Here is a 25,108-nt window from a genome sequence, read left to right on the forward strand (position 1 = left end):
CGACGGCGTCGGCGGCGGAACCGTCGGGCCGGGCATGCCGTCGAAGCACCATGAGACGACGGTGGTTCGCCGGTCTTGCCGCCTGTGGGCTGATTGCCGGCTGTTCGTTCGGTTCCGACGGTGACGACGCCGCCCCGGTCGCGACCATGGGCCTGGTGTCCTTCGATGCGTGCGACGAAGTGCTCGCGCATCTGACCAGCGAAGCGCGCCAGCGCGTCGGGCCGTACGGGCTCGGCCACGGGAACCGGATGGTGACCCTGGACTCGGGTGCCGTGGCCGAGGGCGCAGCCGCGTCCGCCGAGGTGCCGCACTCGACCACCAACGTCCAGGAGGCAGGTGTCGACGAGCCAGACGTCGTCAAGACGGACGGCCGGATGATCGTCACCGTCACCGGCTCGGACCTGCGCGTCGTCGACGTCGCCGACGGCAGCCCCGAAGCGGTGGGCCGGCTGTCGCTGGGCACCGAGTACGTGAACGCGAACCTGCTGCTGTCCGGCGACCACGCGCTCGTGCTGCTGCGCGAACACCGGATGGTCCCCCTGGATGAGCCCGCGACGTCTTCGTCGGGCGCGTCCCTGGAAGGATCCGTCGCTCCGCCGGCCCACGGGCCGTCCCGAGCGTCGACGAAGGTCCTGCTGGTCGATCTGGCCGACCCGTCCGATCCCGAGGTCGACTCGACGCTGCGGGTCGACGGCGACTATCTGGACGCGCGGATGGTCGACGGCACGGTCCGCCTGGTCGTGAGGTCGCACCCCGGGCTCTCGTTCCCTCTGCCCAGAGGGGCGGACAGGCCGGACGAGGACGAGCTGATCGCCCGGAACCGCGACATCATCGCGTCGGCCACGATCAACGACTGGCTGCCCTCGTACCAGCTGACGAACGGTGACCGGGAGACGTCCGGACAGCTCGTCGGGTGCGACCGCCTGGACCGGCCGCCGGAGTTCGCCGGCTTCTCCACGCTCAGCGTGCTGACCTTGGACATCACCGCCGAAGGGCTGTCCGACGGCGACGCAGTGGGTGTGCTCGCCCGCGGCGAGACCGTCTACGCGAGCGCGGAGCGGCTCTACGTCGCCACCACCCGCTGGGGCGACTCGGCCCCCTTGCCCGAGTGGTCGGCGATGATGGAACCGCGCGGCGACGTGGACACCGGGATCCACGCGTTCGACATCGCAGGCGACGACGCCGCCGACTACCTGGCCTCGGGTGAGGTCCGGGGCCGGATCATCGGACGGCACGCGATGTCCGAGCACGACGGCATCCTGCGGGTGGCGACGACGCACCGAAGCGAATCGTCGGCCGGCAAGAAGGTCAGCGCACTGGTGACGCTCGACGAACGCGGCAACGAACTGGTACGCGTCGGCTCGGTCGGCGGTCTCGGCAAGGGCGAGGACATCTACTCGGTCCGCTATGTCGGCGACACCGGCTACGTCGTCACGTTCCGCCAGATCGATCCGTTGTACGTGCTGGACCTCTCCGACCCGGCGAACCCGGCCGTGCGAGGCGAGCTGAAGATCACCGGCTACTCCGCGTACTTGCACGACGTCGGCAACGACCGCCTCATAGGCGTCGGGCAGGAGGCCACCGCCGAGGGACGAACCGTCGGCACCCAGGTGTCGCTGTTCGACGTCGGCGATCCGTCCGCGCCCACGAAGCTCGACGGGCACGTCGTCCCGGACGCCTGGTCACAGGTGGAACGAGACTCGCGCCGGTTCCTCTACTGGCCGGACACCCGGCAGCTGGTCGTCCCGCTCGACGCCGGCGGTTCCAGCCGTGCGCTGGTGCTACGGGTGGACGACGAATCTTTCGCCGCGCAGGGCATGGTCGCCCGCAGTGACGACGCCCCGTCCGGCGGCCACGGCGACCTGGAACGCTCACTGGTCATCGGCGACACGCTCTACACGCTGTGGACCGACGGGCTGCAGGCCAACGACCTGGACGACCTCGAACCGCAGGGGTGGACCGACCTGTGACGATGCCCGGCGCAGGTGACGAGTTCTCCGGTCGGTGAGAGGCACGACGCCGCGTAGCCGTCGTCCTTCATCCGCCGTGCACCCAGGCCCGGACGACGTCGTCGAGGACGTTCAGCGGCAGCAGACCGTTGCCCAGCACGACGTCGTGGAACGCGCGGATGTCGAAGCGCTCGCCCAGCGCACGCTCGGCCTCGGCGCGGATCCGCTGGATCTCCAGCCGGCCCGTCATGTACGACAGCGCCTGTCCCGGCGCGGCGATGTAACGGTCGACCTCGGTCTCGATCTCGATCCGGCTGGTGGCCGTGTGCGCCAGCATGAAGTCGACGGCCTGCTGCCGGCTCCACCCCATGGCGTGCAGGCCGGTGTCGACGACCAGCCGGGACGCGCGTAGCGAGTCCTCGCTGAGCATGCCCAGACGGGCGATGTCGTCGGAGTACAGGCCCATCTCGTCCGCGAGCCGCTCGGAGTACAGCCCCCAGCCCTCGATGTAGGCTGTCACGTCGACGATCTTGCGCAGCAGCGGGAGCTCCGACTGCTCCAACGCCAGCGTCAACTGGAAGTGATGCCCCGGCACCGCCTCGTGGAACGCGACCGCTTCGGAGCTGAACCGGTCACGCTTCTCGGCCTGGTAGGTGTTCGCGTAGTAGGTCCCCGGCCGGCTGCCGTCGATGGCCGGCTGCATGTAGTACGCGGCTCCGACACCACGTGCCTCCGCGGGCGGCACCGCTTCGACCACGCACTGCTGGTCCGGGAGGGTGCCGAACCACCGGGGCGCGACCTGCTCAGCCCGGCGAATCGCCGCCCGGGCCGCCTCGAGAAGCTCGTCGCCGTCCTTCCACCGCATGGAGGGGTCGTAGCGCAGCCGGTCGAGGATCTCGGTGAGCTCGCCGGTGCGGAACACCCGGCCGCCGACCTCGGCGTACTCGGCGTTCAGCCCGGCGATCACGTCCAGGCCGGTCTGGTGCAGCTCGGCGGGGCTGCGGTCGGTGGTGGTGTGCACCCGGGCCAGCCGGGTGTAGAAGTCGTCGCCGTCCGGCAGCCAGTGCAACCCGGCACGATCGTCCGGGCGCCCGTGCGGCAGTACCTCGGTAGCCAGCACGTCGCGGTAATGCGCCACCGCCGGACGGACCACTTCGTCCAGCAGCCGGCTGCGCTCGGTGTCGAACCCGTCGACGTCGACGGAGCCGTCCGCCGGCGGTTGCGGCATCAGCAACGGGTCCGTCTGCGGGTCCGCCAGATACCTGTCGAAATGGTCGACCGTGGCCTCGGTGAGCCGGCGGACCGGCACCCGGCCGGCGGCCATGCCCTCGCGGTGCCGCTCGGCCAGCGCCTCCAGCGCTGCCGGAACGCCGGCCAGGCGTGCCAGATACGCGTCGGCGTGCTCCTGGGTGACGAGCCCGACCATCGACAGCGACGAGAACATCCCCACGGCGGGGGCGAAGAACGTGTCGGTGATCGTGTACTCCGCCGCGCGCGTACGCAGCCGGTCCAGCTCGGCGCCGGCCTGCTGCACCACGACCGCGTGCGTGACCCGATCGGTGCTGCTCAGCGTCGCCGTGTCGATGGCCCGCGCGCGCTCGAGGACGACCTCGACGCGCCGCCGGTGCTCCTGCTCGGCGTCCTCGCCGAAGTCGGGCAGCAGCTCGTCACGGTCGCGGACGCCCAGCAGCGTGGCCTCGATCGGGTTGGCGTCGAGAAGGACATCGACGAACTCGTCGGCGAGCTGGACCACAGTCATCACACAACCCCCAAGCGGTCGTCTACGAACGGTCCAAGCGACCGTACACGCATCCCGCTGAGTCAACCCCAGATGTCGTCCACCCACGCCGGATGGTCGACGAACGGGTTCCGGTTGTGCTGCCAGTCCTCGAAGATCACGTCGTTGCGCCGCCGCTCGTCGGCATCCGGCGGGTCCTGACGATGCCATTCCCGCAACACGTCGAGACGTCCGGTGAACGGCTCCGAACCGTTGCCCACGCGGTCGTTCACCTCGAGATCGGCGAAGCCGTCGCCACCTTCGTAGCGCACCGCCATGTAGAAGACCGCCCGCGCCACGTCACCCTTGACCTCGTCGCGCGGCTCCCACGAGTCGTCGTCGGTGTAGCTGCCCGGGGCTTCGGGAACCGCGGACCCGCCGTCGTCGAAGTCCTTGTTCCCCCGTTCGGCGTTCACCGCCACGTCGGTGGGACGCAGATGGTGCAGGTCGGTGCCGGGACCCGGTGCCGTCCCCAGGTCGCCGTGCGACTTCGGCCAGACGTGCTCCCGGTTCCAGTCGCCGGCGGAACCGCCGTTGGCGTCGTCGTCGCGTGGACGGCCGGAGTAGAACAGGCGCACCGCGGACGGATCGTCCGGGTGCTCGTCGGTGGCGCGCAACGCCGCCCACACCTCGTCGTAGGTGACCGCGGTGCTGTCGGAGACGATCTCGTGCAGTGCGGCGGCGAGTTCGTCACCGCTCAGCCCCATCGCTCCGGAGTAGTAGTCGGCCGGCGGCTCGGTCGGCAGGACCGACTCGTCGGGCTCCCGCGGATCGGGGTCCAGCACCACCACGGACGCCACGGCCGCGCCGACCGTCAACACGATCGGGACGGACCGCTTGAGCAGTGCGGAGGGCATCGACGTGACCTGCCTCGAGAAGTGGTGCGCCAACCGGTGGTAACGCGTCCACTGTCGGCACCGATCGTCGCGAAGTCAACGAACCGGGGTGAGTCGCGGCGTGAACGGTGCGTGACACGCGAGCCGACGCCGAAAAAGCCCGCTCGCGAGAGTGAGGACACCACCCGCGGCGGCACCCGATACTGGTGGAGCAGCCACACCCACCGATCCGGGAGCAGATCACGTGTCCACACCGGCGGCCGGCGAACGCTGGTACTCCGAAGGAGCGCGCCGGCTCCAGAACAGGCTGCGTGCGCTGCCGCCGGTGGCCGTCGACACCGGGATCGCCGCCGTGTGCGCGGTGTACATCGTCATCCAGAAGGGCGTGGAGGGCGACCTGACCTGGTGGATTCCGCTGCTGGCCGTGGTCAACGCCGTCCCGTTGCTGTGGCGGCGCCGGTTCCCGTTCATGGTGACGCTGCTCACCGGGATCAGCACGACCTGGCTGGCGATCCTGGGCGCCCTCGGGCACTTCCCCGCCGCGCAGCTGGTCGCGACGTACACGTTCGCCACCCTGTCGCCGCCGTTCAAACGGCTGGTCGCGGCTCTGGGAACGATCGCCGGAATCCTGATGTCGATCCTCATCCCGGACGAGGACGCGCTCAACCTCGGCCTCGTCGGTATCGCGTTCGCCACGACGTACGCGCTCGGCACCAACGCGCGGGCTCGCCGCGACCGGATCGAGATGCTGGAGGAGCGGACCCGCAGGCTCGCCGAGCAACAGGACGCGGCCGCCACGCGCGAACGCGAGCGGATCGCCCGCGAGATGCACGACATCCTCGCGCACTCGATGGGGCTGGTCGTCGTGCAGGCGGAGGCCGGGCCCGTCGCCGTGCGACGTGACCCGGACAAGGCGTCCGAGATGTTCGACGCCATCTCGGAGACCGCCCGCGACTCGCTGACCCAGCTGCGCCGGGCGCTGGGGGTGCTGCGCGCGGAGGACGGAGCACGCGTGCCGGTACCCGATCTGGACGCGATCCCGGGCCTGCTGGCGCACGTCCGCGACAGCGGCATCGCCGCCACGCTCGCCGAACGCGGTGACCGCCGAACCGTCGCGCCGGAGACGGCGGCCGCCGTGTACCGCATCGTCCAGGAGTCGCTGACGAACACGCTCAAGCACGCCGCGGCCAGCCGCGTCGACGTCACGCTCGACTGGCACGACGACGCCCTCGACCTCGAGGTCCGCGACGACGGCAACGGCCCGGCCGGCAGCGCGAACGGCACCGGTTCCGGAGGGCACGGCCTGTCCGGCATGCGCGAACGGGCCGCCGCGCTGGGCGGTGAACTGTCGAACGGACCGGACGACGACGGCGCGGGCTTCCGTATCGCGGCCCGGCTGCCCCTACAGTAGGGCGTGCCCGCTCAGCAGACCACCAGCGTGCTCATCGCCGACGACCAAGCACTCGTCCGCGGCGGCTTCGCGATGATCCTGGACGACCAGCCGGACCTGACCGTCGCCGGCGAGGTCGCCGACGGCGCCGAGGCCATCCGTGCCGCGCGCGAGCTGTCTCCGGACGTGGTGCTCATGGACATCCGGATGCCCGAAATCGACGGCATCGAGGCCACGGCCGCCATCTGCCGCGACACCGCCGCGAAGGTGCTCGTCCTGACCACCTTCGACCTGGACGAGTACGTCTACGACGCGCTGCAGGCAGGGGCCAGCGGCTTCCTGCTCAAGGACATGCGCCGCGACGAGCTGGCCCAGGCGGTCCGGGTGGTGGCGTCGGGCGAGGCACTGCTCGCTCCGACGGTGACGCGGCGGCTCGTCGCCGACGTCGTCAGCCGCCGGCGCCCCGCCACCGGCTCGGGTCACGCGACGAAGGCCCTCGCCCACCTCACCAGCCGCGAGACCGAGACGCTGCGCCAAGTGGCCCGCGGCCGGTCCAACGCGGAGATCGCCGAGGAGCTCCACGTCACCGAGCACACGGTGAAAACCCACGTCAGCAGCTTGCTGAGCAAGCTCGGCCTCCGCGATCGCGTCCAGGCCGTGGTGCTCGCCTACGAGTCGGGGCTGGTTCTGCCCGGCGAGGCACCGCCGCCGGATCACTCCTGAGAGCGAGCCGAGCCACTCCCGGGAGCGGGACGAGATTCCGCTCTTCACGGCGATCCGCCGGACCCCGGCCGCGACGCACGATGACACGGCACGAGGAGTTTCCGGCATCGTCCACGGAGGCAGTCATGATCCGCACCATCTCCGGGTTCGCGGTACGCCGCCCGGTCGTCACCATCGTCGCGTGGCTCGCCGTGGTGGCCGCTGGTTTCGGCATCGGCACCGGCGTGTTCGAACGCCTCAACCCCGACGTGGGAACCGTGTTCGGCAGCGAGTCCGACCAGGCATCCGAGCGGCTCGAGGAGACCTCACCGACCCCCGAAACGGTGACGGCCGTGGTGGTCGACCCGTCGGCGCAGGACCCGGCGCTGCAGCGGGACGTGGCCGACGCCGTCGAGCAGACCCGCGACGTGCCCGGCGTGGCCGAGGTTTCCGAGCCGCGGCCGTCCGAGACCGGCGAGGCGCTGCTCATCCAGGTCGTGCTCGAGCCCGGCGACGACGAAGAGGACGCGGCCGAGGCCGCCGCCGACCGGCTCGGCGCGATCGACGCGGAGTCCGTCTCGGTCGCGGGCGGACCGCTGTCCGCGTCGGACTTCAACACCCAGGCGCAGGAGGACGTCGCCCAGGCGGAGATGCTGAGCATGCCGGTCGTGCTCGTCCTGCTGCTGATCGTCTTCGGCGGCGTGCTCGCGGCGGGACTGCCGCTGCTGGTGGCCGGGGTCGGTGTCGGCGCCACCTTCGGCGTGCTCTACACCTTCAGCCTGGTCAGCGACGTCTCGGTGTACGCGATCCAGATCACCACGATGCTCGCCGTCGGCCTGGCCGTGGACTACGCACTTCTCGTGGTCAACCGGTTCCGGGAGGAGCGCGCCGGGACACCCGACGTGCCGGCCGCGATCGCCCGGACGGTCGCCTCCGCCGGCCGCACGGTGATGTTCTCCGGGTTGACGGTCGCGGTGGCCCTGTGCGGACTGGTGGTGTTCCCGGACCCGTTCCTGCGCTCGATGGGGCTGGCCGGCGCGGCGGTCGTGCTGGTGGACATGGCCGCGGCGCTGACCCTGCTGCCCGCGTTGCTGGCGCTGTTCGGGCACCGCATCAAGCCGGCACGGCCACGATCGGGACGCGGCGTCTTCGCCCGGATCGCCGGGCAGGTGCAGCGACGGCCGATCATCACGCTGGTCGCGACCGCCGGCGCCATGGTGACCCTGGCCGCACCCGTGCTCGACCTGCACGTCTCGCAGGGCGACCCGCGGATGCTGCCGACGGAGACGTCGACGCGCCAGATGTTCGACGACCTCACCGCCCATTTCCCCGATCAGGCGCAGTGGACCGGCGACCTCCAGCTGGTCGCCGAGGCACCCGCCGACGACCCGGGTGTGCAGCAACTACGCAACGACGTCGCCGACGTTCCGGGGATCGCGGATGTCGGGATACGCCCCATCGGGCCCGACGCCAGCGCGCTGACCGCGGTCCCGCAGGGCCGGCTCGGCGACGACGCGGCCAGCGAGGCCGTCGAGGCCATCCGCGCCATGCCGGCGCCGTTCGAGGTCGCCGTGACCGGCGACGCGGCGCGACTGGCCGACTACCAGCAGATGCTGGTCGAGCGGACGCCGTGGGCGGCGGCGATCGTGGTGATCGGCACGATGCTGCTGCTGTTCGCGTTCACCGGGTCGGTGCTGCTTCCGATCAAGGCCGTGCTGTCCAACCTGCTCAGCATCGCCGCCGCACTCGGCATCGTGGTGTGGGTGTTCCAGTACGGGAACCTGGCTGGGCTGGTCGGCACCCAGGGCCTCGACTACGTCCACCTCACCGTGCCGGTGCTGATCGGGGCGATCGCGTTCGGGCTCTCGGTGGACTACGAGGTGTTCCTGCTGTCGCGGATCCGCGAGCGCTGGCTCGCCGGGGTCGGCCCGGAGCGCGCCGTGGCCGAGGGTCTGCAGCGTACCGGCGGGATCGTCACCGCCGCCGCGTTGGTGATCGCGGTGGTGTTCGCCGGGTTCGTGTTCGGCGGTTTCGCACCGATCAAGGCGATCGGGCTCGGCCTGGTCCTGGCGATCGCGCTGGACGCCACCATCGTGCGGATGCTGCTGGTCCCGGCGACCATGACGCTGCTGGGCAGGTGGAACTGGTGGCTGCCGCGGCCCCTGGCGCCCGTCCACGCCCGGCTGGCGATGTCCGAATCCGCGGACGAGGCGGCACCATCGGACGACACTGGGACGGACAGCGACCCGGTGGTCGCAGGACGTGAGTGACGGACGGACGAGGGTGACGCGACGAGGCACGGACCGGACGGGCCGCACCGCGCACGCGGTGCGGCCCGTCCGGCCGTCACTGTCGAGGGCGGCGATCGCGGGTGTCGCGGCCACCGTGCTGTCGGGCGCACCGTCGACGATGCACGCGCTCGCTACCGGCCGCGACCCGTTCGCGGCGACACGCGCCGCCGGAACACTCGTTCCGGGGCGGCGCGACCGTCCGGGCCTGGCTCCCGGCGCGGTCGTCCACGTCCTGGTCTCGGCGACATGGACCACGGTTCTGTCCACGGTCGAGCGGCGGCGGCACCTCGGCCCGGCCGGCGGGATGCTCGCGGGCGCCGCGGACGCCGTCGTCGATCTGGAGCTCGCCGGGCGCCGCTACCCGGCGATCCGGTCGTTGCCCCGCTGGCCGCAGTGGCTGGACCACCTGGCGTTCGGCGCCGTCGTCGGCGCGATGACCGGGTCAGCGTCGCCGACGCCGGGCGCGCCGGCCCGGCGTCAGAATCGCCAGCGGGTCGCGGTGAGACCGTCCGGACCATAGCCGAACGCCGTCGTCGGCGAGATCGCGAAGAACACGTACTCCGGCGCACCCGGCAGGGTCTCGTCGTACAGGCGACCGTCGCGCACCGCCATCCGCCAGCCGTACTTGGCGTCGAACGCGGCGATCACGGGGTCGAGTTCGCGACCTCCGAGTCTGCGGGCCTTCCCCTCCACCACCAGATCGATGACCTCGGTGCCGACGGTGACGACGCAACGCGGGTCGCGGACCAGGTTCTGACCCTTGATCGACCCGGGCCGGGTACTGACGTGGACAGCACCGTCGGACCACACGGCCAGCACCGGCATGACGTGCGGTCGCCCGTCCGCTCGACTGGTGCTCAGCCAGGCTTTCGGCGCCGCGGCCAGCTCGTCGCGGGCCTGGGCCCAGGGTTTGATCGTGGCCTCGTCGGTGCTCATCGGCGTCGCGTCCGCGGCGCTGAACAGCAACTCCGCCGTGGGTTCGGTCTCCGGCATCGCTCGCCCCTCGCGTCAGTTCGTGGCTTCGTACTCGTCGTGCAGCCGCCACCAGGTGTACGGCGGCGTCTGCGGCCACCCCTCCGGCGAGTCCTCCCAGTCCTCCTGGCGGCCGAACGGGGTGAGATCCAGGATGTTGAACTGGAACAGCAGCCGGTCGACACCGCGGGCAGTGGTGAAGTACGTCCGGTACACGTCGTCACCCTCGCGGAGGAACACGCTGAGCCCGAAGCCGTCGCCGGCGCCGCAGTCGGCGGCGAAGCCGTTGCCCCGCGACGAGTACACCGGCGCCGTCCAGCCCATGCGCCGCCAGTACTGCGCGAGCTGAGCCATCGGCATGTCCGAGGTGACGGCGAACGTCGTGTCGCGGGCGTTCAGATGGGCCAGGTGCCCGACGTTGTCGACGAAGGTCGCGCAGCCGCTGCAGTAGTCGTCCGGGCCCAGATCCATCATCTGGTAGACGACGAGCTGCCGGCGGCCGTCGAACAGGTCGCGCAGGCTCACCGTCCCGTCCGGGCCCTCGAAGACGCGTGCCGCGTCGAACGGCGTCATCGGCAACCGGCGGCGCTGTGCCGCCAGCTCGTCCAGGGCCCTGGTCGCGGCCTTCTCTTTGACCAGCAGTTCGTCTCGGGCCGCCTGCCACTGCTGCGGCGTCACGACGGGTGGAAGAGACACTTGGCACCTCCGACCTGTTTAGTCTCTTGAAGGAACTTAATACGTCGGACTCTAGCCGACTGGGTTCCTTCAAGCAACTGACTTAGGATGGGATCATGCAACGGACGAACTTCAGCGACATGACCTGCTCGATCGCTCGCACGCTCGACGTCGTCGGTGAACCGTGGTCGCCGTTGATCATCCGCGACGTCTGGGTGGGCATCACCCGGTTCGACGACATCCAGCGCGATCTCGGCATCTCGCGCAAGGTGCTGACCGAGCGGCTGCAGTGGCTCGTCGCACACGGAGTTCTGCGCCGTCGCCAGTACTCGGACCGGCCACCCCGCTACGAGTACGAACTGACCGACAAGGGCGACGAGTTCTGCGACGTCCTGATGGCCATCACCGCCTGGGGCGATCGCTGGACCGCGGGTGAAGCGGGCCCGCCGGTACTGGTCCGACATCGGGGCTGTGGCGAGTACGTCCACGCCGAGGTGCGCTGCTCGCACTGCGGCGAACGGCTGCGTGCCACCGACGTCGACCACGAGGCCGGCCCGGGAGCACTCGATCAGCCGGAACCGAAGTGATCGTCAGGGCTCCGCTACTGCCAGGGCGGTAGTAGATCCCTGACGATCACGCGGATTTTCGGTCGAAGAAGCGCAGCAACTCCCGCGCGGTGCCGTCCGGATCGTCCTCGGCGACGAAATGTCCCGCACCGGCCACCCGGCTCTGCTGCGCACCGGGGATCGCCGCCGCGAGGCGGTCCGCCGTGGACGTGTCCAGCCAGCCGTCCTCCTCGCCCCAGAGCACCAGCGTCTCCGCGGCGATCCGGTCGAGCCTCGCCACCACGTCGCGCGTGTCGTCGAAGCTGACGCTCGCGACCTGGTCGACCCAGCGTCGCTGCCCGGCCTCGCCTCTCCACGGCCACAAGTAGGCGGCGGCGACGTCGTCGGGCATCGGCCGATGGACGGCCGTGCGCAGACGCGGCGCGACGATGTCGCCGAAGACGTGCGGCGGCATGGTGCGGTAGGCCTCGGCGTGGCGCTGCATGTGCTCGGTGAACGTCGTGTTCCACGGCCCCAGCACGGCGGCGTCCAGCAGCGCGAGCTGCAGCGCCGGCACCCGCTCGATCAGGTGCGTCCGCAGCACGATCCCGCCGCCGATGTCGTGCCCGACGAGCCGGGGCTCGTCCAGACTCCAGTGCTCGATCAGCTCGGCGAGCGTGCGCGCCTGGGTGGCGATGGACGGTTCGGCACCGTCCGCGAGCCGCGAGTCACCGAAACCGAGCAGATCCCAGACGTGCACGGTGTACCGCCGCGCCAGCAGCGGGACGACGTCACGCCACAGGTACGACCACGCCGGAGTGCCGTGGACCAGCACCACCGGCGGCCCTTCCCCGAACACTCCGGTGGCCACCTCGCCGGCGGACACGCCGACCGTGCTCGGGAGCCGCCACGTCACCGTTGCCTGCTGTGTCACCAGAACCTCCCGACTAAGGGGTAACGTCTATCCAAGACAGTTACATTAGGAGAGGTAAGAATTGAAAGCAAGTTTAGACAGTTACACGGACGGTGCTCGGCTGGCGACCGACCTGGTGAACACCTCGGCCCGGGTGCGCACCGCGGGCGACGTCCTGGCCGATCCGGACGCCCTCGCCCGGTTCCTGGCCGAGCACGACCTCGAGCCGGCGGCCCTGGCCGGCGGGCGGTCGCCGGGCCACGACGACCTGGAACAGGTCCGTCAGCTCCGCGAGGACGTGCGCGCGGCCATCGAGCCCGGCACCGAGGAGCAGGGCATCGCCGACGCGACCGCCCTGGCGGCACGCGCGGCCGGCACCCCGGGTCTGCACCGCGATCGCGCCGGGCGGTGGCAGTGGCACCTCACCACGTCACCGCAGGCGTCCCTGGCCGACGAGCTCGCCGTCACGATCGGCATGGGCCTGCTCGGCACGCTGCAGGCGCTGAACCACGACCGGTTCCGTCGTTGCGCGTCACCGGTGTGCGACGGCCTGTTCGTCGACACCAGCAAGTCCGGCCGGCGCCGCTACTGCATGCCCGAGGTGTGCGGGAACCGGCTCAACGTCGCCAACCACCGGGCCCGGCAACGCGCGCACGCGTCGGGCGGGCGCGGGCGCGGCTGATGTCCCAGCCCTCCGGACGCGATCCTCGTCGATCAGTTCGTGGCACGAATAGGCCGGTACAATGGAGGCGTGGGCTACGAACAGCTCACCGTCCAACTGCTCGGGGGGTTCTCGGTCACCGTCGGCGACCACACCACCCCGGACGGACGATGGCGCCTCAAACGCGCTGCCGACCTGGTCAAGCTGCTGGCCCTGGCGCCGCGGCACCGACTCCCGCGAGAGAAGGTCGTCGAGGCCTTCTGGCCGGACAGCGACCCCCAGTCCGCCGCGGTCAACGTTCGCAAGGTCGCCTTCCACGCCCGCCGGGTATTGCAGTTGCCGGACGGCATCGTGCTGGAGGAAGGGATGGTCCGGTTGGCGCCGAACCGTCGCGTCAGCACGGACGTGCAGGACTTCCTGGCCGCGGCCGACAGGGCTCTGGCGGCGCACGACCCGGAGGCCTGTCGTGCCGCAGCTGCCCAGTACGGTGGCGAGCTACTCCCCGACGACCCGTACGCCGAGTGGTGCTCCGACGAACGGCGACGCCTACGCTCTGTCTACCTCGACGTGCTTGCCTGCGGCCAGCTGTGGGGCCGGCTGGTCGGTGAGGACCCGACGAACGAGCGCGCACACCGCGAGATCATGCGCGTCCAGCTCGAGGGCGGCGACCGCACCGCCGCGATCCGCCAGTTCGAGCAGCTCAGCGAGACGCTCCGGGATGAGCTGGGGGTCTCCCCGGATCCCGAGACCGTCTCCCTGTACGAGCGGATCCTCGACGCGGAGGGCCGCGCGGCCCCGACCCCCGCCGAGCGGGCACGGGCCCTGCTGGCCTGGAGCCTCGTGCATTGGCAACGTGCCGATCTCGAGGAGACCGAACGTAGCGCCACCGAAGTTCGCGCTCTCGCCATCGACGCTCGCCTGCCGCGCGAGCTGACCGAGGCGAGTGAGTTGCTCGGCCTCGTCGCCTATACCCGGGGCGCATGGCGTGAGGTCTTCGCCCGTAGCTTCCTCGAGAGCCTGACCACCACGCCTGACCTCGCTCCGTTCATCCTCGACGCGAACATGTGCATGAGCGAGTTCGCCCTCGGTGAGGTCACGGGCATCGGCGACGTCGCCCGGCTGGGCGAGGAGATGATCAACGCGACCGGCGATGCGGATGTCACGCAAGCGAGCGCGCTCGGCCACCTGCTCCGCGGGGAGGCCTCTCTGCTGTCCGGAAACGACGCCGATCAGGCCCGGACCGACCTCGTGCAAGCATCCGAGCTGCACGAGCGAACATCGTCCGTCACCGGTTGGGCACTGTCCGTCGCACGGCTCGGCCAACTCGATGCTGTCGAGCACGACCAGCGGGCCGCTCACGATCGGTACCGGTCCGCGCTGCGGATCGCGTACGAGACGTCGGTGCCCGAGCATCTGCTGCCCTGCATCTACGGCGCGATGTTCGAGGGTGCGGGTGACGTCGAGGCGCTGGCGATCATCACGACGGCCGAATCCGGGATGAGCGGGCTCGCCGTCTGTGACCCTTGCGCGATGGCGTTCCGGATCGGCGCCTCGATGGCCTGCTCGCGATCAGGCGAGCCGGACCGTGCCCGCGAATACCTGAGCGAGGCGTCACGAGTGGCCACGATGTGGTCTGGCGGCCCATGGCACGCCGCGGTCGACGAGGCCGAGGCCACCCTGCAACAGGCACAGGGAGCGGAAGCCTCGACGGTGGGCGGACTGCTCCGGCGCGCCGCGGACGCCTTCGATGCCGCCAGCCGTCCACGCGACTCGACGCGCTGCCGCGCGTCACTCGCCGCCCTCCGGTAGGAGGAACGCCCACGGAACGGCCGCTGCCTACGGTACTCGGTGCGGGATGAAGGCCATCGCGCATCGAAGCAAAGGAGCACGTCATGCCGTTGTTCATGGACGTCCACCACAGCATCCCCGAAGGCGCCGACGCCGCAGCCGTCGCGAGCGCGCACCTGGCGGACCTGAGGATTCAGGACAAGTACCACGCCCGCTACCTCAACTACTGGCTCGACCCCACAGCAGGCAAGATCTTCTGCCTGGTCGACGCACCCGATGCCGAGTCCGCGCATGCGGTCCACCGGGAGGCCCACGGCCTCGTCGCGGACGAGATCTTCCCCGTCGTTCAGGGCTGATCGCGCTGCCGTCCGGAGGGAAGGGTGACGGCGGTCAGGCCGAGGTCTCCGCGGCCGGCGCCGATCTCCAGGTCCAGAAGACGGGAGACGTCGGTCAGTCCGCCGTCGCCGAGGGCGGACCCGGCACGCTGCGCGACGAGCTCGTCGACGACCATACGGTGCTCCCGCAGGTCCGCCGGACCGCGCGGGTACTCGCCGTCGAGCACCTCGCCGGCCGTGTCCGCCGCAGCGGCGACGACGTGTCCCAGCTGGATCGCGGCGGTCTCGGCGAACCCCGCGACGTCGAGGCCGGCCTCGCGCGCCGCCGTCAGCGCCCGCAGGAGGCCGAGCTGCGCGTCGTACCACACACCGAACAGCGTGAGGTCCCACACCGCCGCCGCGGCCGGGTTCTCGCCGACGTGCCGGGCGGTCGAGAGCAGCTCCAGGACGCTGAGGTGCCGGTCGAACGCGTGCCGCGAGCCGCCGTACAGGATCGTCGCCGCCGGCGTGCCGATGTCCTCCGGAGCCGTCTGCACCCCGGCGTCCAGATAGAGCGCCCCGGAGGACTCGGCACGGGCGGCGGTGCGGTCGGCGTCGGCCGCCGACCCCGTGCACAGCGCGACGACCGTGCGCCCGCCGAGCCCGCCGGGCACCGCGTCGAGCTCGGCGAACACGTCGTCCAAGGCCGAGTAGTCGGTGACGGTCAGCAACGTCAGCTCCGACGCCAGGACCGCGTCGCCGACCGAGTCGACCGCCGTCGCGCCGTCGTCGACCAGCGCCGACGTGCGTGAGCTCGTCCTGTTCCACACCGTCACCGTGAGTCCGGCCTTGAGCAGTGTTCTGGCGACGGCGGTTCCGATGGCGCCGGTGCCGGCGACGGTGACGGTCCGGGTGGGCGCGTCCGAGGAGTTCGTCATGCCGCCACCGTGCAACCTCAAGTCTTATTGAGGTCAACCGCCGGCCGTCAGCCGTCGTCGCCGGACCACCCCGGGCGCAACTCGACCGTCTCGCCGGGGCCGGCGAACTGCGCCGCGACCTCCTCGGCACGCTCCCTGCTCTGGACGTCGATCAGGAAGAAGCCGGCAAGATGCTCTTTGGCCTCCGAGTACGGGCCGTCCGTGACGACGGAATCGCCGCCGGACCACCGGTAGAGCCTGGCGTCGGCGGGATCTCCAAGCGCCTCGCCGCCGGCGAGCTCCCCGTTGGCCTGGAGCTCGCTGAGCAGGGTGTCGAAGTCGCGGTTCAACGTGTCCCGCTGCTCCTGAGGCATCGCTTGGACCTCGGCGACGTAGTCACCGGTCGGGTGGCCCCAGGGCTGGGGGTTGGAGTGGATGAGGATGACATATTTCATCGGTGACTCCTGCGATCGTTCGGTGGCCGTGCGGCCCTTTCACGGGTGACGTCGGAGCCCGATCGCGGCGCTCGACACGGTGGCGCGAAATCGCCGCGGAAAATGCCGTGTGCTCCCATCAATCCAGCGACGCGCGCAACGCGGCCGCGAACGCGACCGGGTCGCCGTGCTGGCCGTACTCGCCACCGAGAAACCCGGCGTGGTCACTGGGATACTCGACGACGGTCCGGCCGAGCTCGCCAGCGACTGACCTGGCGCCTCGGGCGGCGATCTGCTCGCCGGACTCCGCACCGGCCACCAGGACGAGCCGGTCGCCTAAGTCGGTCAACGCCGCGAAATCGGGCTCGTAGATGTTGCATACCGGCATGTTCCGCATCAGCGGAGCGTCACGGGAACCGTCGTCCTCGGCCGGCAGACCGAACGCGGCCGGGTCGGGCGCCGGCTGGTCAAGGTAGTCCGCGGGCAGCGGCCCGTCGTACATCACCAGCGCGATGAACTTCGCCATCGCCGGGCCGAGCCCGGCGTCGCGGTACGTGGCACGGATGTCGTGCATCGCCGCCACCACCATCTCGCGGTCGGGCAGCAGGACCACGGTCGGCGGCTCGTGCGCGACGACCCGGCGCAGGTCGCCGGGGTGCGCTGCCGCCAGCGCGAGCGCGTTGATGGCGCCGCCGCTGCTTGCGAACATGTCCACCGCCCCGGCGTCGAGGTCCTGGATGACGCGGTGCAGGTCGTCGGCGTGCTGCGTGGGTTCGAGATCGGTGGTGTCGGTCGGGTTGCGTCCGGCACCACGAGGGTCGTAGGTGATCACTGGACGGTCGGTGAAGTGGCTCGCCAACGTACCGAAGCCGACCGCGTCCATCGGCGATCCGATGAGCAGCAGCGCCGGCCGATCCGGGGCCGCCGTACCGAGGTCCCCGCGGACGTCGTACGTCACCGCCGCCGCGCCGCTTCCGACCATGTGCGTCCGCACGGTGCTGTTCTCAGCCATCAGGCACGTCCTCTCCAGGCTGTCGGCTCACTGTCATGGTGCAGGTGTGCTCGGGAGATTACCGCCGTTCCGAGTGACCGCCGTCACTCACGCCATACCAGCGTGCCCGAGAACGATGGCGGTCACCTCGTGGACAGAGTGGACGGAGGTGTCGATCACCAGGCAGGCTCCCGCACTCAACTGCGGCCCGACGGTCTCGCGCAGGTTCAGCTCGCGGCGGAGCTCGTCCGGGCCCTTCCCGTACTCGTGAACCGTCCTACTGGCCAGCCGGGACATCGCGACATCCGTCGGAACCATCAACGTGACCACGTGTTCGAGAGCCGGATAGAAACTCGCCTGCCCGGTGGAGGTGCCGGCAACGAACAACGGCCCCGGTGCCGCGTCCAGCAGCGCGCGGACCTCGCCCTCACGCCATCGCCAGTCGAGCGGGGTGTCCGCCTCCGGGTCGGCGTACTCCGAGCCGTCCGGCACGAGGTGTGACCACTCGTCGGCATCGAGGTCCACGGCATGGTGCCCGAGCTCCGCAAGTCGCCGGATCGTACTGGTCTTCCCGGTGGCGGACATCCCGGTGATCAGCGTCCGGGTCGCTGGCACAGACACGGGTGCGCTTCAGGCGTCGTCGGGCATGGGCGCGTCCAGGAACGTCAGCACCGTGTCCCGGACCAGGTCAGTGCGGGCGAGCCCGGAAAAGTGGGTCGTGCCGGGGAACACCGCCAACTGCGAAGCAGGGACGCCGACGAAGTCGCCGTTGACGTCACCACCGCGCAGCTGCAGGAACCGCACGGCGTGCTCGAGCCGGACGGCGTCGCAGTCGCCGACGGTGATCAGCGTCGGCGCGGCGATGCCGCGGATGTCGTCGTCGGACCAGCCGGGGAAGCCTTGGTCGAAGCTGCCGAGCTTGTCGAGCAGATCCTGCAGCCGGTCCGGGTGCGGCGACTTCTCGCGATACTCCTGCTCCATGGGGGTGCCGGCGACCATGTCGACGGTCATCTCGCCCACCGCCTCCGCGTTCTCCGGGCGGTCCCCGTCCGGATGGAACGACACGGACGAGACGATCAGCTTGCGGACCAGTTCGGGCTGCCGGATCGCCAGCTGCAGGGCCACAGCGCCGCCGATGCTGAAGCCGAAGACGTCGGCCTGCGGTATGTCCAGATGCCGCAGCAGACCGGCAACGTCGGAGGCCAAGCCGGCGCTGGTCAGCGGCCGGTCGATGTCGTTCGTCCGCCCGTGCCCCTGGAAGTCGGCCGCGACGACCTGGCGGGTCTCGGCCAGGTGCGGGAGCAGTTCGCCGAACTGCAGATCGATGTTGAACAGCCCACCGTGCAACAGCAACAACGGCGTCCCGCCGGACCCGTGGATCTCGTAGTACATCTGCAGGCCGTTGACCGGAGCGTATCCGGACTTCAGCGCGGACGGTGCTTGCGTGGTCTGGTCGGCCACAACAGGCCTCCTCGTCTGTCAGTACGAGCGGAGCGATGTGTGTCGTAGCCAACATCCGCGGCACGGGCTCTGTCCAGTCCCCCGACGCCGCGCGGCACCGCCGCTCTAGCGCAGGCGTCGCGCTCGCAGAACGGTGTCGTGGGTGTGGTGCGTGCCCGCCGGGGCAGGAGCGCTGCGGGCACGGGTCTCGTCGACCAGGACGGTCCAGTCGTCGGCGAGCAGGGCGGCGATCTCGCTGGGCTGGTAGTAGTCGCTCGGCTCGAAGCCGTCCTCGGGGCGCGGCGGCACTTCCGCGAGGTCGTGACCGACGAACAGGAGAGTGCCGCCAGGCGCGACGGCGGCGAGCAGGCCGCGCAGCCCATCGTGGCCCGCCTGGCGCAGGAGCGGGAAGTACTGGACGGACACCAGGTCGAACGCGCCCGGCGGAGGTGGCGCGGTGGTCAGGTCGCCGTACTTCCACGCCACGCGCCCGTCGACGTCCGTCCCCGCGGCGGCAGCGCGCTGCAGAGCGACTCGGGAGATGTCGACGGCGGTGACCTGCCAGCCGCGCCGAGCCAGCCAGAGTGCGTCGGCGCCCTCACCGCACCCGACGTCGAGTGCCTGCCCTGGTGCCAGCTCGCTCACCTCGGCGACGAGCACCCCGTTGGGTTCACCGCTGAAGAGCTGGTCATGACTCTGATACCGCTCGTCCCAGAACTGTGCGTCCATGCGTGTCCTCACCTCGATGTCGGTTCCGGTACCAACATCGCTCTCGCCCTGCGCGATCGACAAAGTTCGTTGCCAGGACGGCAAAGCAGTAAGTGTGCCAGCGCTCCCGCACAAACTGAAGTGCAACTCATGGGTTGCGCATCCATCCCGTGTCGTGCAACGCTGGGGTTGCACATTCCGGGAGGAAGAGGAGTCCTGATGGATCTGGACCGGATCGAACGCGAGACCGTGATCGAGGCGCCCGTGGAACGGGTGTGGTCGCTGGTGACCGAACCCGGGTGGTGGGCGGCCGATGACGCGAACCGGCCCGGCACCACCGCCGTCGAGGGCGAGTCGATGGTGGCGAAGAACGCCGAGCACGGCGACTTCCCGGTGCGGGTGGAGCAGGTCGACCCGCCGACGTACGTGGCCTACCGCTGGGTCTCCGCGTTTCCGGGAGAGGAGCTGCGCGAGGACAACAGCACCCTGGTGGAGTTCACGCTGACCCCCGAAGGCGAGCGGACACGACTTCGGGTGGTCGAGAGCGGGTTCACCGGGCTGACCACGTCCGAGGAGAACCGCCGCAACATCATCGACGACCACACCGCCGGCTGGGCGGAGTGCCTCGACTGGCTGCACAAGCGCGCCGAACACCCGTCGGCGTGACGGACGGACCACTCGGTGGCGGCGAGGACACCGTGGACAGCGTCATCGCCGCGCTGGCCGACTCGACCCGACGCCAGTTGCTCGACCTACTCTCCGAGCAGGGCGAGGCCACCGCCACCACGCTCGCCGAACGGATGCCCGTCTCACGGCAGGCCGTGGTGAAGCACCTCGCCGTCCTCGACGCCGCCGGGCTGGTGACCGCCAACCGGGCCGGACGCGAGGTGCGCTACACCGTCCAGCCGGCCGCACTGGCGCGGACGGCGCAGTGGATGGCCGCGCGCGCGGCTGCCTGGGACCAACGGCTGGCGAGGATCAAACGGATCGCCGAGCTGGACTCGAACTAGCAACGTCTTCGACAGAAGGGGAATCCCGTGAACACCGACACGAGCACACCGGCGCCCCGAGTCGCCGATCGCGCCACCTACCAGGCCGAGATGGACGCACTGCGGATCCGGGAGAAAGCGCACACCCACGAAGGAGACGCGATCGCTGCGGCTCGCCGACGGCTTCCGATGGTGGAGGTGGACGCCGCCGCCGAGCTGACCGGCCCGAACGGCCGGACCACGTTGCTGGAGGCCTTCGAGGGCCGCCGGCAGTTGATCGCCTACTTCCAGATGTGGCACACCGGCCAATCAGCAGCCGAACAGTGCGAAGGGTGCACCTTCTTCAACAGTCAGGTCCGCGAGCTGTCCTACCTGCACGCACGCGACGTCACGTACGCGACGTTCTGCCAGGGGCCGTACGAGGAGAGCGTCCGCTACCGCGACTTCATGGGCTGGGACGTGCCCTGGTACTCCGTGACGGAGTCGATCGAGGCGCTGATGGCGGGCCGCGGCCCGTTCATGCTGGCGTGCTACGTGCGGCAAGACGACCGGGTCTTCGAGACGTACTGGACCACCGGCCGCGGTGTCGAGGTGATGGACCAGACGTTGGGTCTGCTCGACCGCACCGTGTACGGGCGACAGGAGCCGTGGGAGGACTCGCCCGCCGGCTGGCCGCAGGACCCCGACCACGCAACGTGGCGCACCGACGGTCGGCCCACCGCCCAGTGGTCCCGCCTCCGAGCCGGACGGTCCGACGACCTCGGCGTCGTCGAACGCACCAGCTGACGGAACCGACGCCGGCTCGGCTCACCGACCTGGCGTGTCCGGCAACCGGTAGACGGAGACATGGGACCCGGACTCGGCGGTGAACTCCGTACCGGACCAGTCGGCATGCCGGCTCTCCAGCTCCATCCCGGCAAGCTGCGCCATGAGATCGAGCTCGGCGGGCCAGATGTAGCGCTGCGGGGTGCGGAACAGTTCGGCCTCGCGGCCGTCGCCGAACGTGAAGTGGTGCGAGACGAGGTGCTGGTTCACGGTGTCGTAGGTGTCCACGCCGAGATAGCCGGGCTCGTCGTGAAACACCATGCCCCGCTGCCCGGGCGGCAACACACGCAGATCCGGAACCCCGAGTTCGATGACGAACCGGCCGCCGGGCACGAGATGACGTGCCGCGTTGCGGAAGCATTCGACCTGTTCGGACTGGGTGAGCAGGTTCGCGATCGTGTTGAACACGAGGTAGACCAGCTCGAACTCTCCGGGGACTCGAGCCGTCGCCATGTCACCCGGCACGACGGGGATGCTCGCCTCGTCCACCTTGGTACGAAGCTGTTCGATCATCGGTGCGGACAGTTCGATTCCGGTCACCGGCACGCCGCGATCGGACAGCGGCACAGCCACCCTGCCGGTGCCGATGGCGAACTCGAGGGCATGGCCACCGCCGGCCAGCTCAGCGAGCCGGTCGACCGCCGGGTCCAGCACGTCCGGTGCGAACATCCCGGTGCCCGGGGTGTCGTACGCACGTGCCGCCACGACGTCCCAGATCTCGTCCTGCCTCATGCTGCATGACCTTGTCAGCCGGGCTGCCGGCCGTCGAACCGTTTTCCGGCCATGGCGAGACCGAGTCGTGGGGAGGACGCCACTGCTGGAGCAACGGGTCTACGTTCAGCGCCCGCAGCGGTCGGCGCGCTCCCACGGCCACTCGGACACGAGCCAGGAGGCGACGGCGTCGGCGAGCGGCACGTCGAGATCAGCATGCTCGGCGCTTACCCACGACTGGACGACGACGTCAAACTCCTCGGACTTCGAGGGGTACAGATACACGCAGCCGATGACCCCGCCGCTGGTCGGGTCGAGCACGGTGAACGTGAATCCGTTACCGGCGGCGAAGTCGGCTTCGTGTCGGCGCAGGTCGTCGAGGTTGGCCTCGAGCGTCATCCCGTCGAGCGGCGGCCAGCTGCCGTCGGGGTAGCCCGACGTCGCCCGGATGTGCTCGATGCTCGACATCCACGCCGCATGGTCGGACTCGTTGTGCTGCGGGCCCAGCGGTTCGAGTCGGAACCGATCGGTGACCAGGGAGGTCGGCGGGTCGAAATCGACCGGAACGAACGGGTCGGAAGACATGGCTCGACGGTAACCGCAACCGGTCACTGCGCCATGTCGACGAAGCGGCTGTAGTGGCCCTGGAACGCCACGGTGATGGTGGCGGTGGGGCCGTTACGGTGCTTGGCGACGATGAAGTCCGCTTCACCGGCCCGCGGCGACTCCTTCTCGTAGGCGTCCTCACGATGCAGAAGTAGGACCATGTCCGCGTCCTGCTCAATCGATCCCGATTCCCTCAAATCGGACAACATGGGCTTCTTGTCCTGCCGTTGTTCAGGACCGCGGTTGAGCTGACTCATCGCGATGACCGGGACATCCAGCTCTTTGGCCAGGAGCTTCAGCGCCCGGGAGAACTCCGAGACCTCCTGCTGGCGGCTCTCCACGCGCTTGCCGCTGGACATCAGCTGCAGGTAGTCGATGATGATCAGCCGGAGATCGTTGCGCTGCTTGAGCCGGCGGCACTTGGCGCGGATCTCCATCATGGTCATGTTCGGTGAATCGTCGATGTACAGCGGCGCGCTGGACACCTCGCCGGTGCTGCGGGCGATGCGGTTCCAGTCGTCGTCGGTCATCTGGCCGGAACGCATGTGGTGCAGCGGGACCTTGGCCTCGGCGGACAACAGCCGCATGGTGATCTCGTTGCGGCTCATCTCCAGCGAGAAGATCACCGAGGCCAGACCGTGCTTGATCGACGCCGCCCGCGCCACGTCCAGACCCAGGGTCGAATTGTGTGTCGGCACGAAGGAGCGTCCGGCGAGGTAGAGGTGATCGTGCGCCGCAACTTGCACACATCGAACGGGGACCGACGGAACCGGTCGTACGTCCACGACGGTGCGCGACATCGGTCCTTCGCCGACCCGTACGCGGTCAGCCTTGCGGCGCAGCCGGAAGACCTGATCACGTGGCGTGAACGTGATGCAGTACGAGGTCGATGATGCCTCGTGGCGGCCACGCACCGGCTTGGTGGTCAACTGTGCGCGATAGCCGAGGGACTGAATCAGCTCGAGCGTGTCTCTTGCGAGTCGCTCGCTGGTGACCGCGAACTGAACGACTCCATTGGAGTTCACGTAGCCGTCGGTGTCGAGCAGACCGGCAAGCAGAGCTTTACGTTGAGCGATCGAAGCTCGCAGATACTCGGCCGGAATGTGCTTGTTCCCGAGGACACCCATCGTACGCAGCACGGCCTGGACGGTCCCGTGCCGGGAATGGTCCTGGCCGGGTATCTCCGGGTCGTCGGAAGTGAACCGCGCCGCATCGGCATGACCATCGCCCAGCCACACGCCAAGCGCGTACGGCGGCATCGGAAGGTCGAGATCCGGTAGGTCGACCGCACCGGCCAATCGGACAGTGTGGTTCAACCGGCTGTCGCCGGACTGACATCGCAGCGTTCGGGCCATCTCCGCTGTCGTGACGACGCCACTGTGGTCGGCAGCATGTCCGGCACCGACCGGCCGTGAAACTCGCGACGCGAGCTCACGCAGCAGTGCTCGGCGAGAGTAGACGGGCGCGTGCCACCCGTACGACCTTCGTGCGCCGGCGACCCGACGCGGAGCGCGGCGCCCGGATCCGACCGTCTGCACCGCGCCGTGAATCGCGTGTGCAAACTCGCTTCCTGCCTCTTCCACGGCCTCTGCAGCCGTGATCACCCGGTCCGACTCACGCTCTGATCGATCCGCGATCGCACACACACGCTGCACCGCCTCGCGCGCCCAGTAGTAACGGGGCTGGCGACGCTCGGACGCCGCCTTCCGGCTGGCCCGGGTGGATGTCGCCCACTGATGCTCGGCGTCGGCCACGATGACCGTCCCGTCCGAGAACTCGACCTCGTAACAGGGACGGCCATGCATGACGTCGGTCGCGGCCACCACCCGAGTCGGCCGCCCGTCGGCCCCGAAGAGGTTGTCGCCGACCTGAACGTCGCCCATGGTCGTCCACCCTGTGGGGGTCGGAAGAGGCGTGTCCAGCGCCAACGCCTTGCCAACGGCAGGTCGCGCCGCCAGGATGACCATCTGCCCGGGGTGCAGCCCGTTGGTCAGCGCGTCCATGTCGGCGAAACCGGTGGGAACGCCGACCATCTGCCCGCCGCGGGACCCGATGGCCTCGATCTCGTCGAGAGCGCCCTCCATGATCTCGGACAACGGGAGGTAGTCCTCGTTCGCCCGGCGCTCGGTAACGGCGTAGACCTCGGCCTGAGCACGGTCGACGATGTCGTCCGCGTCGCCGTCGTCGCCGTAGCCGAGCTGGACGATGCGGGTGCCGGCCTCGACCAGGCGGCGCAGGATGGCCCGTTCGCGGACGATCTCGGCGTAGAACGCGGCGTTGGCCGCCGACGGCACCGACGAGACCAGCGTGTGCAGGTAAGGCGCGCCGCCGACCCGGCCGATCTCACCGCTCTTCTGCAGCTGCGCGGCGACCGTGACCGCGTCGGCCGGCTCGCCGCGGCCGTACAGATCGATGACAGCTTCGTAGATGGCCTCGTGCGCGGGCCGGTAGAAGTCGTGGCCGCGCAGGATCTCGACCACATCGGCCACGGCGTCCTTCGACAGCAGCATGCCGCCCAGCACGGACTGTTCGGCGGCGACGTCCTGCGGCGGCGTGCGCCCGCGCTCCGCGGGTGGCTCATCGTGCCGATCGGGCAGCTCCGTGACGCTCACCAGACCCCCATTCGACGACGACCTCGCGGCCATACACGTGTTCTAACAGGCGCCACCGACAA

Annotated in this window: 26 protein-coding genes; 12 read left to right on the plus strand and 14 right to left on the minus strand. The window is 70.0% G+C overall.

What is annotated here, in order from left to right:
* Positions 1 to 50: 50 nt before the first annotated feature.
* Complete coding sequence (locus tag CLV30_RS17570; RefSeq protein WP_106538539.1) at positions 51 to 1,970, plus strand: beta-propeller domain-containing protein; 1,920 nt, start codon at positions 51 to 53, stop codon at positions 1,968 to 1,970.
* A 67-nt stretch (positions 1,971 to 2,037) separates the two neighbouring features.
* On the opposite strand, the gene CLV30_RS17575 is transcribed toward CLV30_RS17570, so the two are convergent.
* Both CLV30_RS17575 and CLV30_RS17580 read right to left on the minus strand, forming a co-directional pair.
* The gene (locus tag CLV30_RS17575) at positions 2,038 to 3,708 is read right to left on the minus strand and encodes a DUF885 domain-containing protein (protein ID WP_106538540.1); all 1,671 of its coding nucleotides are present in this window, start codon (positions 3,706 to 3,708) and stop codon (positions 2,038 to 2,040) included.
* Between the two features lie 62 nt (positions 3,709 to 3,770).
* Positions 3,771 to 4,583 (minus strand): endonuclease I family protein, encoded by an 813-nt coding sequence (locus CLV30_RS17580; RefSeq protein WP_106538637.1) that lies wholly within the window; start codon positions 4,581 to 4,583, stop codon positions 3,771 to 3,773.
* Between the two features lie 223 nt (positions 4,584 to 4,806).
* Between CLV30_RS17580 and CLV30_RS17585 the strand changes: the two genes are divergently transcribed.
* From CLV30_RS17585 to CLV30_RS27025, 4 genes are all read left to right on the plus strand, one after another.
* Complete coding sequence (locus CLV30_RS17585) at positions 4,807 to 5,973, plus strand: sensor histidine kinase (protein WP_106538541.1); 1,167 nt, start codon at positions 4,807 to 4,809, stop codon at positions 5,971 to 5,973.
* A gap of 3 nt (positions 5,974 to 5,976) precedes the next feature.
* Complete coding sequence (locus tag CLV30_RS17590) at positions 5,977 to 6,675, plus strand: response regulator (protein WP_240723186.1); 699 nt, start codon at positions 5,977 to 5,979, stop codon at positions 6,673 to 6,675.
* A 125-nt stretch (positions 6,676 to 6,800) separates the two neighbouring features.
* On the plus strand, positions 6,801 to 8,924 hold the full coding sequence (locus tag CLV30_RS17595; protein WP_106538542.1) for an MMPL family transporter: 2,124 nt from the start codon (positions 6,801 to 6,803) through the stop codon (positions 8,922 to 8,924).
* Between the two features lie 13 nt (positions 8,925 to 8,937).
* On the plus strand, positions 8,938 to 9,465 hold the full coding sequence (locus tag CLV30_RS27025) for a hypothetical protein (protein WP_205740549.1): 528 nt from the start codon (positions 8,938 to 8,940) through the stop codon (positions 9,463 to 9,465).
* Here the strand turns inward: CLV30_RS27025 and CLV30_RS17605 are convergent.
* Positions 9,423 to 9,938 carry a pyridoxamine 5'-phosphate oxidase family protein gene (locus tag CLV30_RS17605; RefSeq protein WP_106538543.1) on the minus strand — a complete coding sequence of 172 codons (516 nt, stop codon included), beginning with the start codon at positions 9,936 to 9,938 and terminating at the stop codon, positions 9,423 to 9,425. The two genes, CLV30_RS27025 and CLV30_RS17605, sit on opposite strands and share 43 nt — an antisense overlap.
* Before the next feature lie 15 nt (positions 9,939 to 9,953).
* On the minus strand, positions 9,954 to 10,613 hold the full coding sequence (locus CLV30_RS17610) for a DUF899 domain-containing protein (RefSeq protein WP_106538544.1): 660 nt from the start codon (positions 10,611 to 10,613) through the stop codon (positions 9,954 to 9,956).
* 95 nt (positions 10,614 to 10,708) lie between these two features.
* On the opposite strand from CLV30_RS17610, the gene CLV30_RS17615 reads away from it, so the two are divergent.
* A complete protein-coding gene (locus CLV30_RS17615; RefSeq protein ID WP_106538545.1) occupies positions 10,709 to 11,179 on the plus strand; it encodes a winged helix-turn-helix transcriptional regulator in 471 nt (156 codons plus the stop codon).
* A gap of 46 nt (positions 11,180 to 11,225) precedes the next feature.
* On the opposite strand, the gene CLV30_RS17620 is transcribed toward CLV30_RS17615, so the two are convergent.
* Positions 11,226 to 12,071 carry an alpha/beta fold hydrolase gene (locus CLV30_RS17620; protein WP_205740548.1) on the minus strand — a complete coding sequence of 282 codons (846 nt, stop codon included), beginning with the start codon at positions 12,069 to 12,071 and terminating at the stop codon, positions 11,226 to 11,228.
* 61 nt (positions 12,072 to 12,132) lie between these two features.
* Between CLV30_RS17620 and CLV30_RS17625 the strand changes: the two genes are divergently transcribed.
* The 3 genes from CLV30_RS17625 to CLV30_RS17635 all read left to right on the plus strand — a co-directional run bounded on the left by CLV30_RS17625 (position 12,133) and on the right by CLV30_RS17635 (position 14,855).
* On the plus strand, positions 12,133 to 12,732 hold the full coding sequence (locus CLV30_RS17625; RefSeq protein WP_205740547.1) for a CGNR zinc finger domain-containing protein: 600 nt from the start codon (positions 12,133 to 12,135) through the stop codon (positions 12,730 to 12,732).
* Between the two features lie 69 nt (positions 12,733 to 12,801).
* Entirely contained in the window at positions 12,802 to 14,520 is a 1,719-nt protein-coding gene (locus tag CLV30_RS17630) for a BTAD domain-containing putative transcriptional regulator (protein ID WP_106538546.1), read from the plus strand.
* Positions 14,521 to 14,603: 83 nt separating this feature from the next.
* Complete coding sequence (locus CLV30_RS17635; protein ID WP_106538547.1) at positions 14,604 to 14,855, plus strand: nickel-binding protein; 252 nt, start codon at positions 14,604 to 14,606, stop codon at positions 14,853 to 14,855.
* Here CLV30_RS17635 and CLV30_RS17640 read toward each other — a convergent pair.
* From CLV30_RS17640 to CLV30_RS17665, 6 genes are all read right to left on the minus strand, one after another.
* Entirely contained in the window at positions 14,846 to 15,751 is a 906-nt protein-coding gene (locus tag CLV30_RS17640) for an NAD(P)-dependent oxidoreductase (protein WP_106538548.1), read from the minus strand. The two genes, CLV30_RS17635 and CLV30_RS17640, sit on opposite strands and share 10 nt — an antisense overlap.
* 47 nt (positions 15,752 to 15,798) lie before the next feature.
* The gene (locus CLV30_RS17645) at positions 15,799 to 16,185 is read right to left on the minus strand and encodes a YciI family protein (RefSeq protein ID WP_106538549.1); all 387 of its coding nucleotides are present in this window, start codon (positions 16,183 to 16,185) and stop codon (positions 15,799 to 15,801) included.
* Between the two features lie 118 nt (positions 16,186 to 16,303).
* The gene (locus tag CLV30_RS17650; RefSeq protein WP_106538550.1) at positions 16,304 to 17,176 is read right to left on the minus strand and encodes an alpha/beta fold hydrolase; all 873 of its coding nucleotides are present in this window, start codon (positions 17,174 to 17,176) and stop codon (positions 16,304 to 16,306) included.
* 87 nt (positions 17,177 to 17,263) lie between these two features.
* Positions 17,264 to 17,776: an AAA family ATPase gene (locus CLV30_RS17655; protein ID WP_129710883.1), complete on the minus strand. Its 513-nt coding sequence runs from the start codon at positions 17,774 to 17,776 to the stop codon at positions 17,264 to 17,266.
* Between the two features lie 9 nt (positions 17,777 to 17,785).
* Positions 17,786 to 18,616: an alpha/beta fold hydrolase gene (locus tag CLV30_RS17660; RefSeq protein ID WP_205740546.1), complete on the minus strand. Its 831-nt coding sequence runs from the start codon at positions 18,614 to 18,616 to the stop codon at positions 17,786 to 17,788.
* A 105-nt stretch (positions 18,617 to 18,721) separates the two neighbouring features.
* The gene (locus CLV30_RS17665) at positions 18,722 to 19,324 is read right to left on the minus strand and encodes a class I SAM-dependent methyltransferase (protein WP_106538552.1); all 603 of its coding nucleotides are present in this window, start codon (positions 19,322 to 19,324) and stop codon (positions 18,722 to 18,724) included.
* Positions 19,325 to 19,522: 198 nt separating this feature from the next.
* On the opposite strand from CLV30_RS17665, the gene CLV30_RS17670 reads away from it, so the two are divergent.
* The 3 genes from CLV30_RS17670 to CLV30_RS17680 are packed head-to-tail and all read left to right on the plus strand — an operon-like array spanning position 19,523 to position 21,078.
* Positions 19,523 to 19,969, plus strand: coding sequence for an SRPBCC domain-containing protein (locus tag CLV30_RS17670; RefSeq protein WP_106538553.1), 447 nt, complete (start codon positions 19,523 to 19,525; stop codon positions 19,967 to 19,969).
* A complete protein-coding gene (locus CLV30_RS17675) occupies positions 19,966 to 20,313 on the plus strand; it encodes an ArsR/SmtB family transcription factor (protein WP_106538554.1) in 348 nt (115 codons plus the stop codon). Before CLV30_RS17670 ends, CLV30_RS17675 begins: the two co-directional genes overlap by 4 nt.
* A gap of 27 nt (positions 20,314 to 20,340) precedes the next feature.
* Complete coding sequence (locus CLV30_RS17680; RefSeq protein ID WP_106538555.1) at positions 20,341 to 21,078, plus strand: DUF899 family protein; 738 nt, start codon at positions 20,341 to 20,343, stop codon at positions 21,076 to 21,078.
* A 21-nt stretch (positions 21,079 to 21,099) separates the two neighbouring features.
* Here CLV30_RS17680 and CLV30_RS17685 read toward each other — a convergent pair whose 3' ends face one another.
* The 3 genes from CLV30_RS17685 to dnaB form a co-directional block, all read right to left on the minus strand.
* On the minus strand, positions 21,100 to 21,849 hold the full coding sequence (locus CLV30_RS17685) for a class I SAM-dependent DNA methyltransferase (protein ID WP_106538556.1): 750 nt from the start codon (positions 21,847 to 21,849) through the stop codon (positions 21,100 to 21,102).
* 105 nt (positions 21,850 to 21,954) lie between these two features.
* Positions 21,955 to 22,413 (minus strand): GNAT family N-acetyltransferase, encoded by a 459-nt coding sequence (locus tag CLV30_RS17690; protein ID WP_106538557.1) that lies wholly within the window; start codon positions 22,411 to 22,413, stop codon positions 21,955 to 21,957.
* 23 nt (positions 22,414 to 22,436) lie between these two features.
* Entirely contained in the window at positions 22,437 to 25,079 is a 2,643-nt protein-coding gene (dnaB, locus tag CLV30_RS17695; protein WP_106538558.1) for a replicative DNA helicase, read from the minus strand.
* Between the last annotated feature and the right edge of the window lie 29 nt (positions 25,080 to 25,108).

Source organism: Haloactinopolyspora alba, assembly GCF_003014555.1.
Classification (GTDB): Bacteria; Actinomycetota; Actinomycetes; order Jiangellales; family Jiangellaceae; genus Haloactinopolyspora; species Haloactinopolyspora alba.

Excerpts from the sequence above, each read along its gene's own strand:
- CLV30_RS17640 (WP_106538548.1), bottom strand. The coding sequence starts at position 15,751 with ATGACGAACTCCTCGGACGCGCCCACCCGGACCGTCACCGTCGCCGGC.
- CLV30_RS17570 (WP_106538539.1), top strand. The coding sequence starts at position 51 with ATGAGACGACGGTGGTTCGCCGGTCTTGCCGCCTGTGGGCTGATTGCC.
- CLV30_RS17650 (WP_106538550.1), bottom strand. The coding sequence starts at position 17,176 with ATGGCTGAGAACAGCACCGTGCGGACGCACATGGTCGGAAGCGGCGCG.
- CLV30_RS17670 (WP_106538553.1), top strand. The coding sequence starts at position 19,523 with ATGGATCTGGACCGGATCGAACGCGAGACCGTGATCGAGGCGCCCGTG.
- CLV30_RS17645 (WP_106538549.1), bottom strand. The coding sequence starts at position 16,185 with ATGAAATATGTCATCCTCATCCACTCCAACCCCCAGCCCTGGGGCCAC.
- CLV30_RS17665 (WP_106538552.1), bottom strand. The coding sequence starts at position 19,324 with ATGGACGCACAGTTCTGGGACGAGCGGTATCAGAGTCATGACCAGCTC.
- CLV30_RS17685 (WP_106538556.1), bottom strand. The coding sequence starts at position 21,849 with ATGAGGCAGGACGAGATCTGGGACGTCGTGGCGGCACGTGCGTACGAC.
- CLV30_RS17635 (WP_106538547.1), top strand. The coding sequence starts at position 14,604 with ATGCCGTTGTTCATGGACGTCCACCACAGCATCCCCGAAGGCGCCGAC.
- CLV30_RS17690 (WP_106538557.1), bottom strand. The coding sequence starts at position 22,413 with ATGTCTTCCGACCCGTTCGTTCCGGTCGATTTCGACCCGCCGACCTCC.
- CLV30_RS17595 (WP_106538542.1), top strand. The coding sequence starts at position 6,801 with ATGATCCGCACCATCTCCGGGTTCGCGGTACGCCGCCCGGTCGTCACC.
- CLV30_RS17575 (WP_106538540.1), bottom strand. The coding sequence starts at position 3,708 with ATGACTGTGGTCCAGCTCGCCGACGAGTTCGTCGATGTCCTTCTCGAC.
- CLV30_RS17605 (WP_106538543.1), bottom strand. The coding sequence starts at position 9,938 with ATGCCGGAGACCGAACCCACGGCGGAGTTGCTGTTCAGCGCCGCGGAC.
- dnaB (WP_106538558.1), bottom strand. The coding sequence starts at position 25,079 with ATGGCCGCGAGGTCGTCGTCGAATGGGGGTCTGGTGAGCGTCACGGAG.
- CLV30_RS17615 (WP_106538545.1), top strand. The coding sequence starts at position 10,709 with ATGCAACGGACGAACTTCAGCGACATGACCTGCTCGATCGCTCGCACG.
- CLV30_RS17580 (WP_106538637.1), bottom strand. The coding sequence starts at position 4,583 with ATGCCCTCCGCACTGCTCAAGCGGTCCGTCCCGATCGTGTTGACGGTC.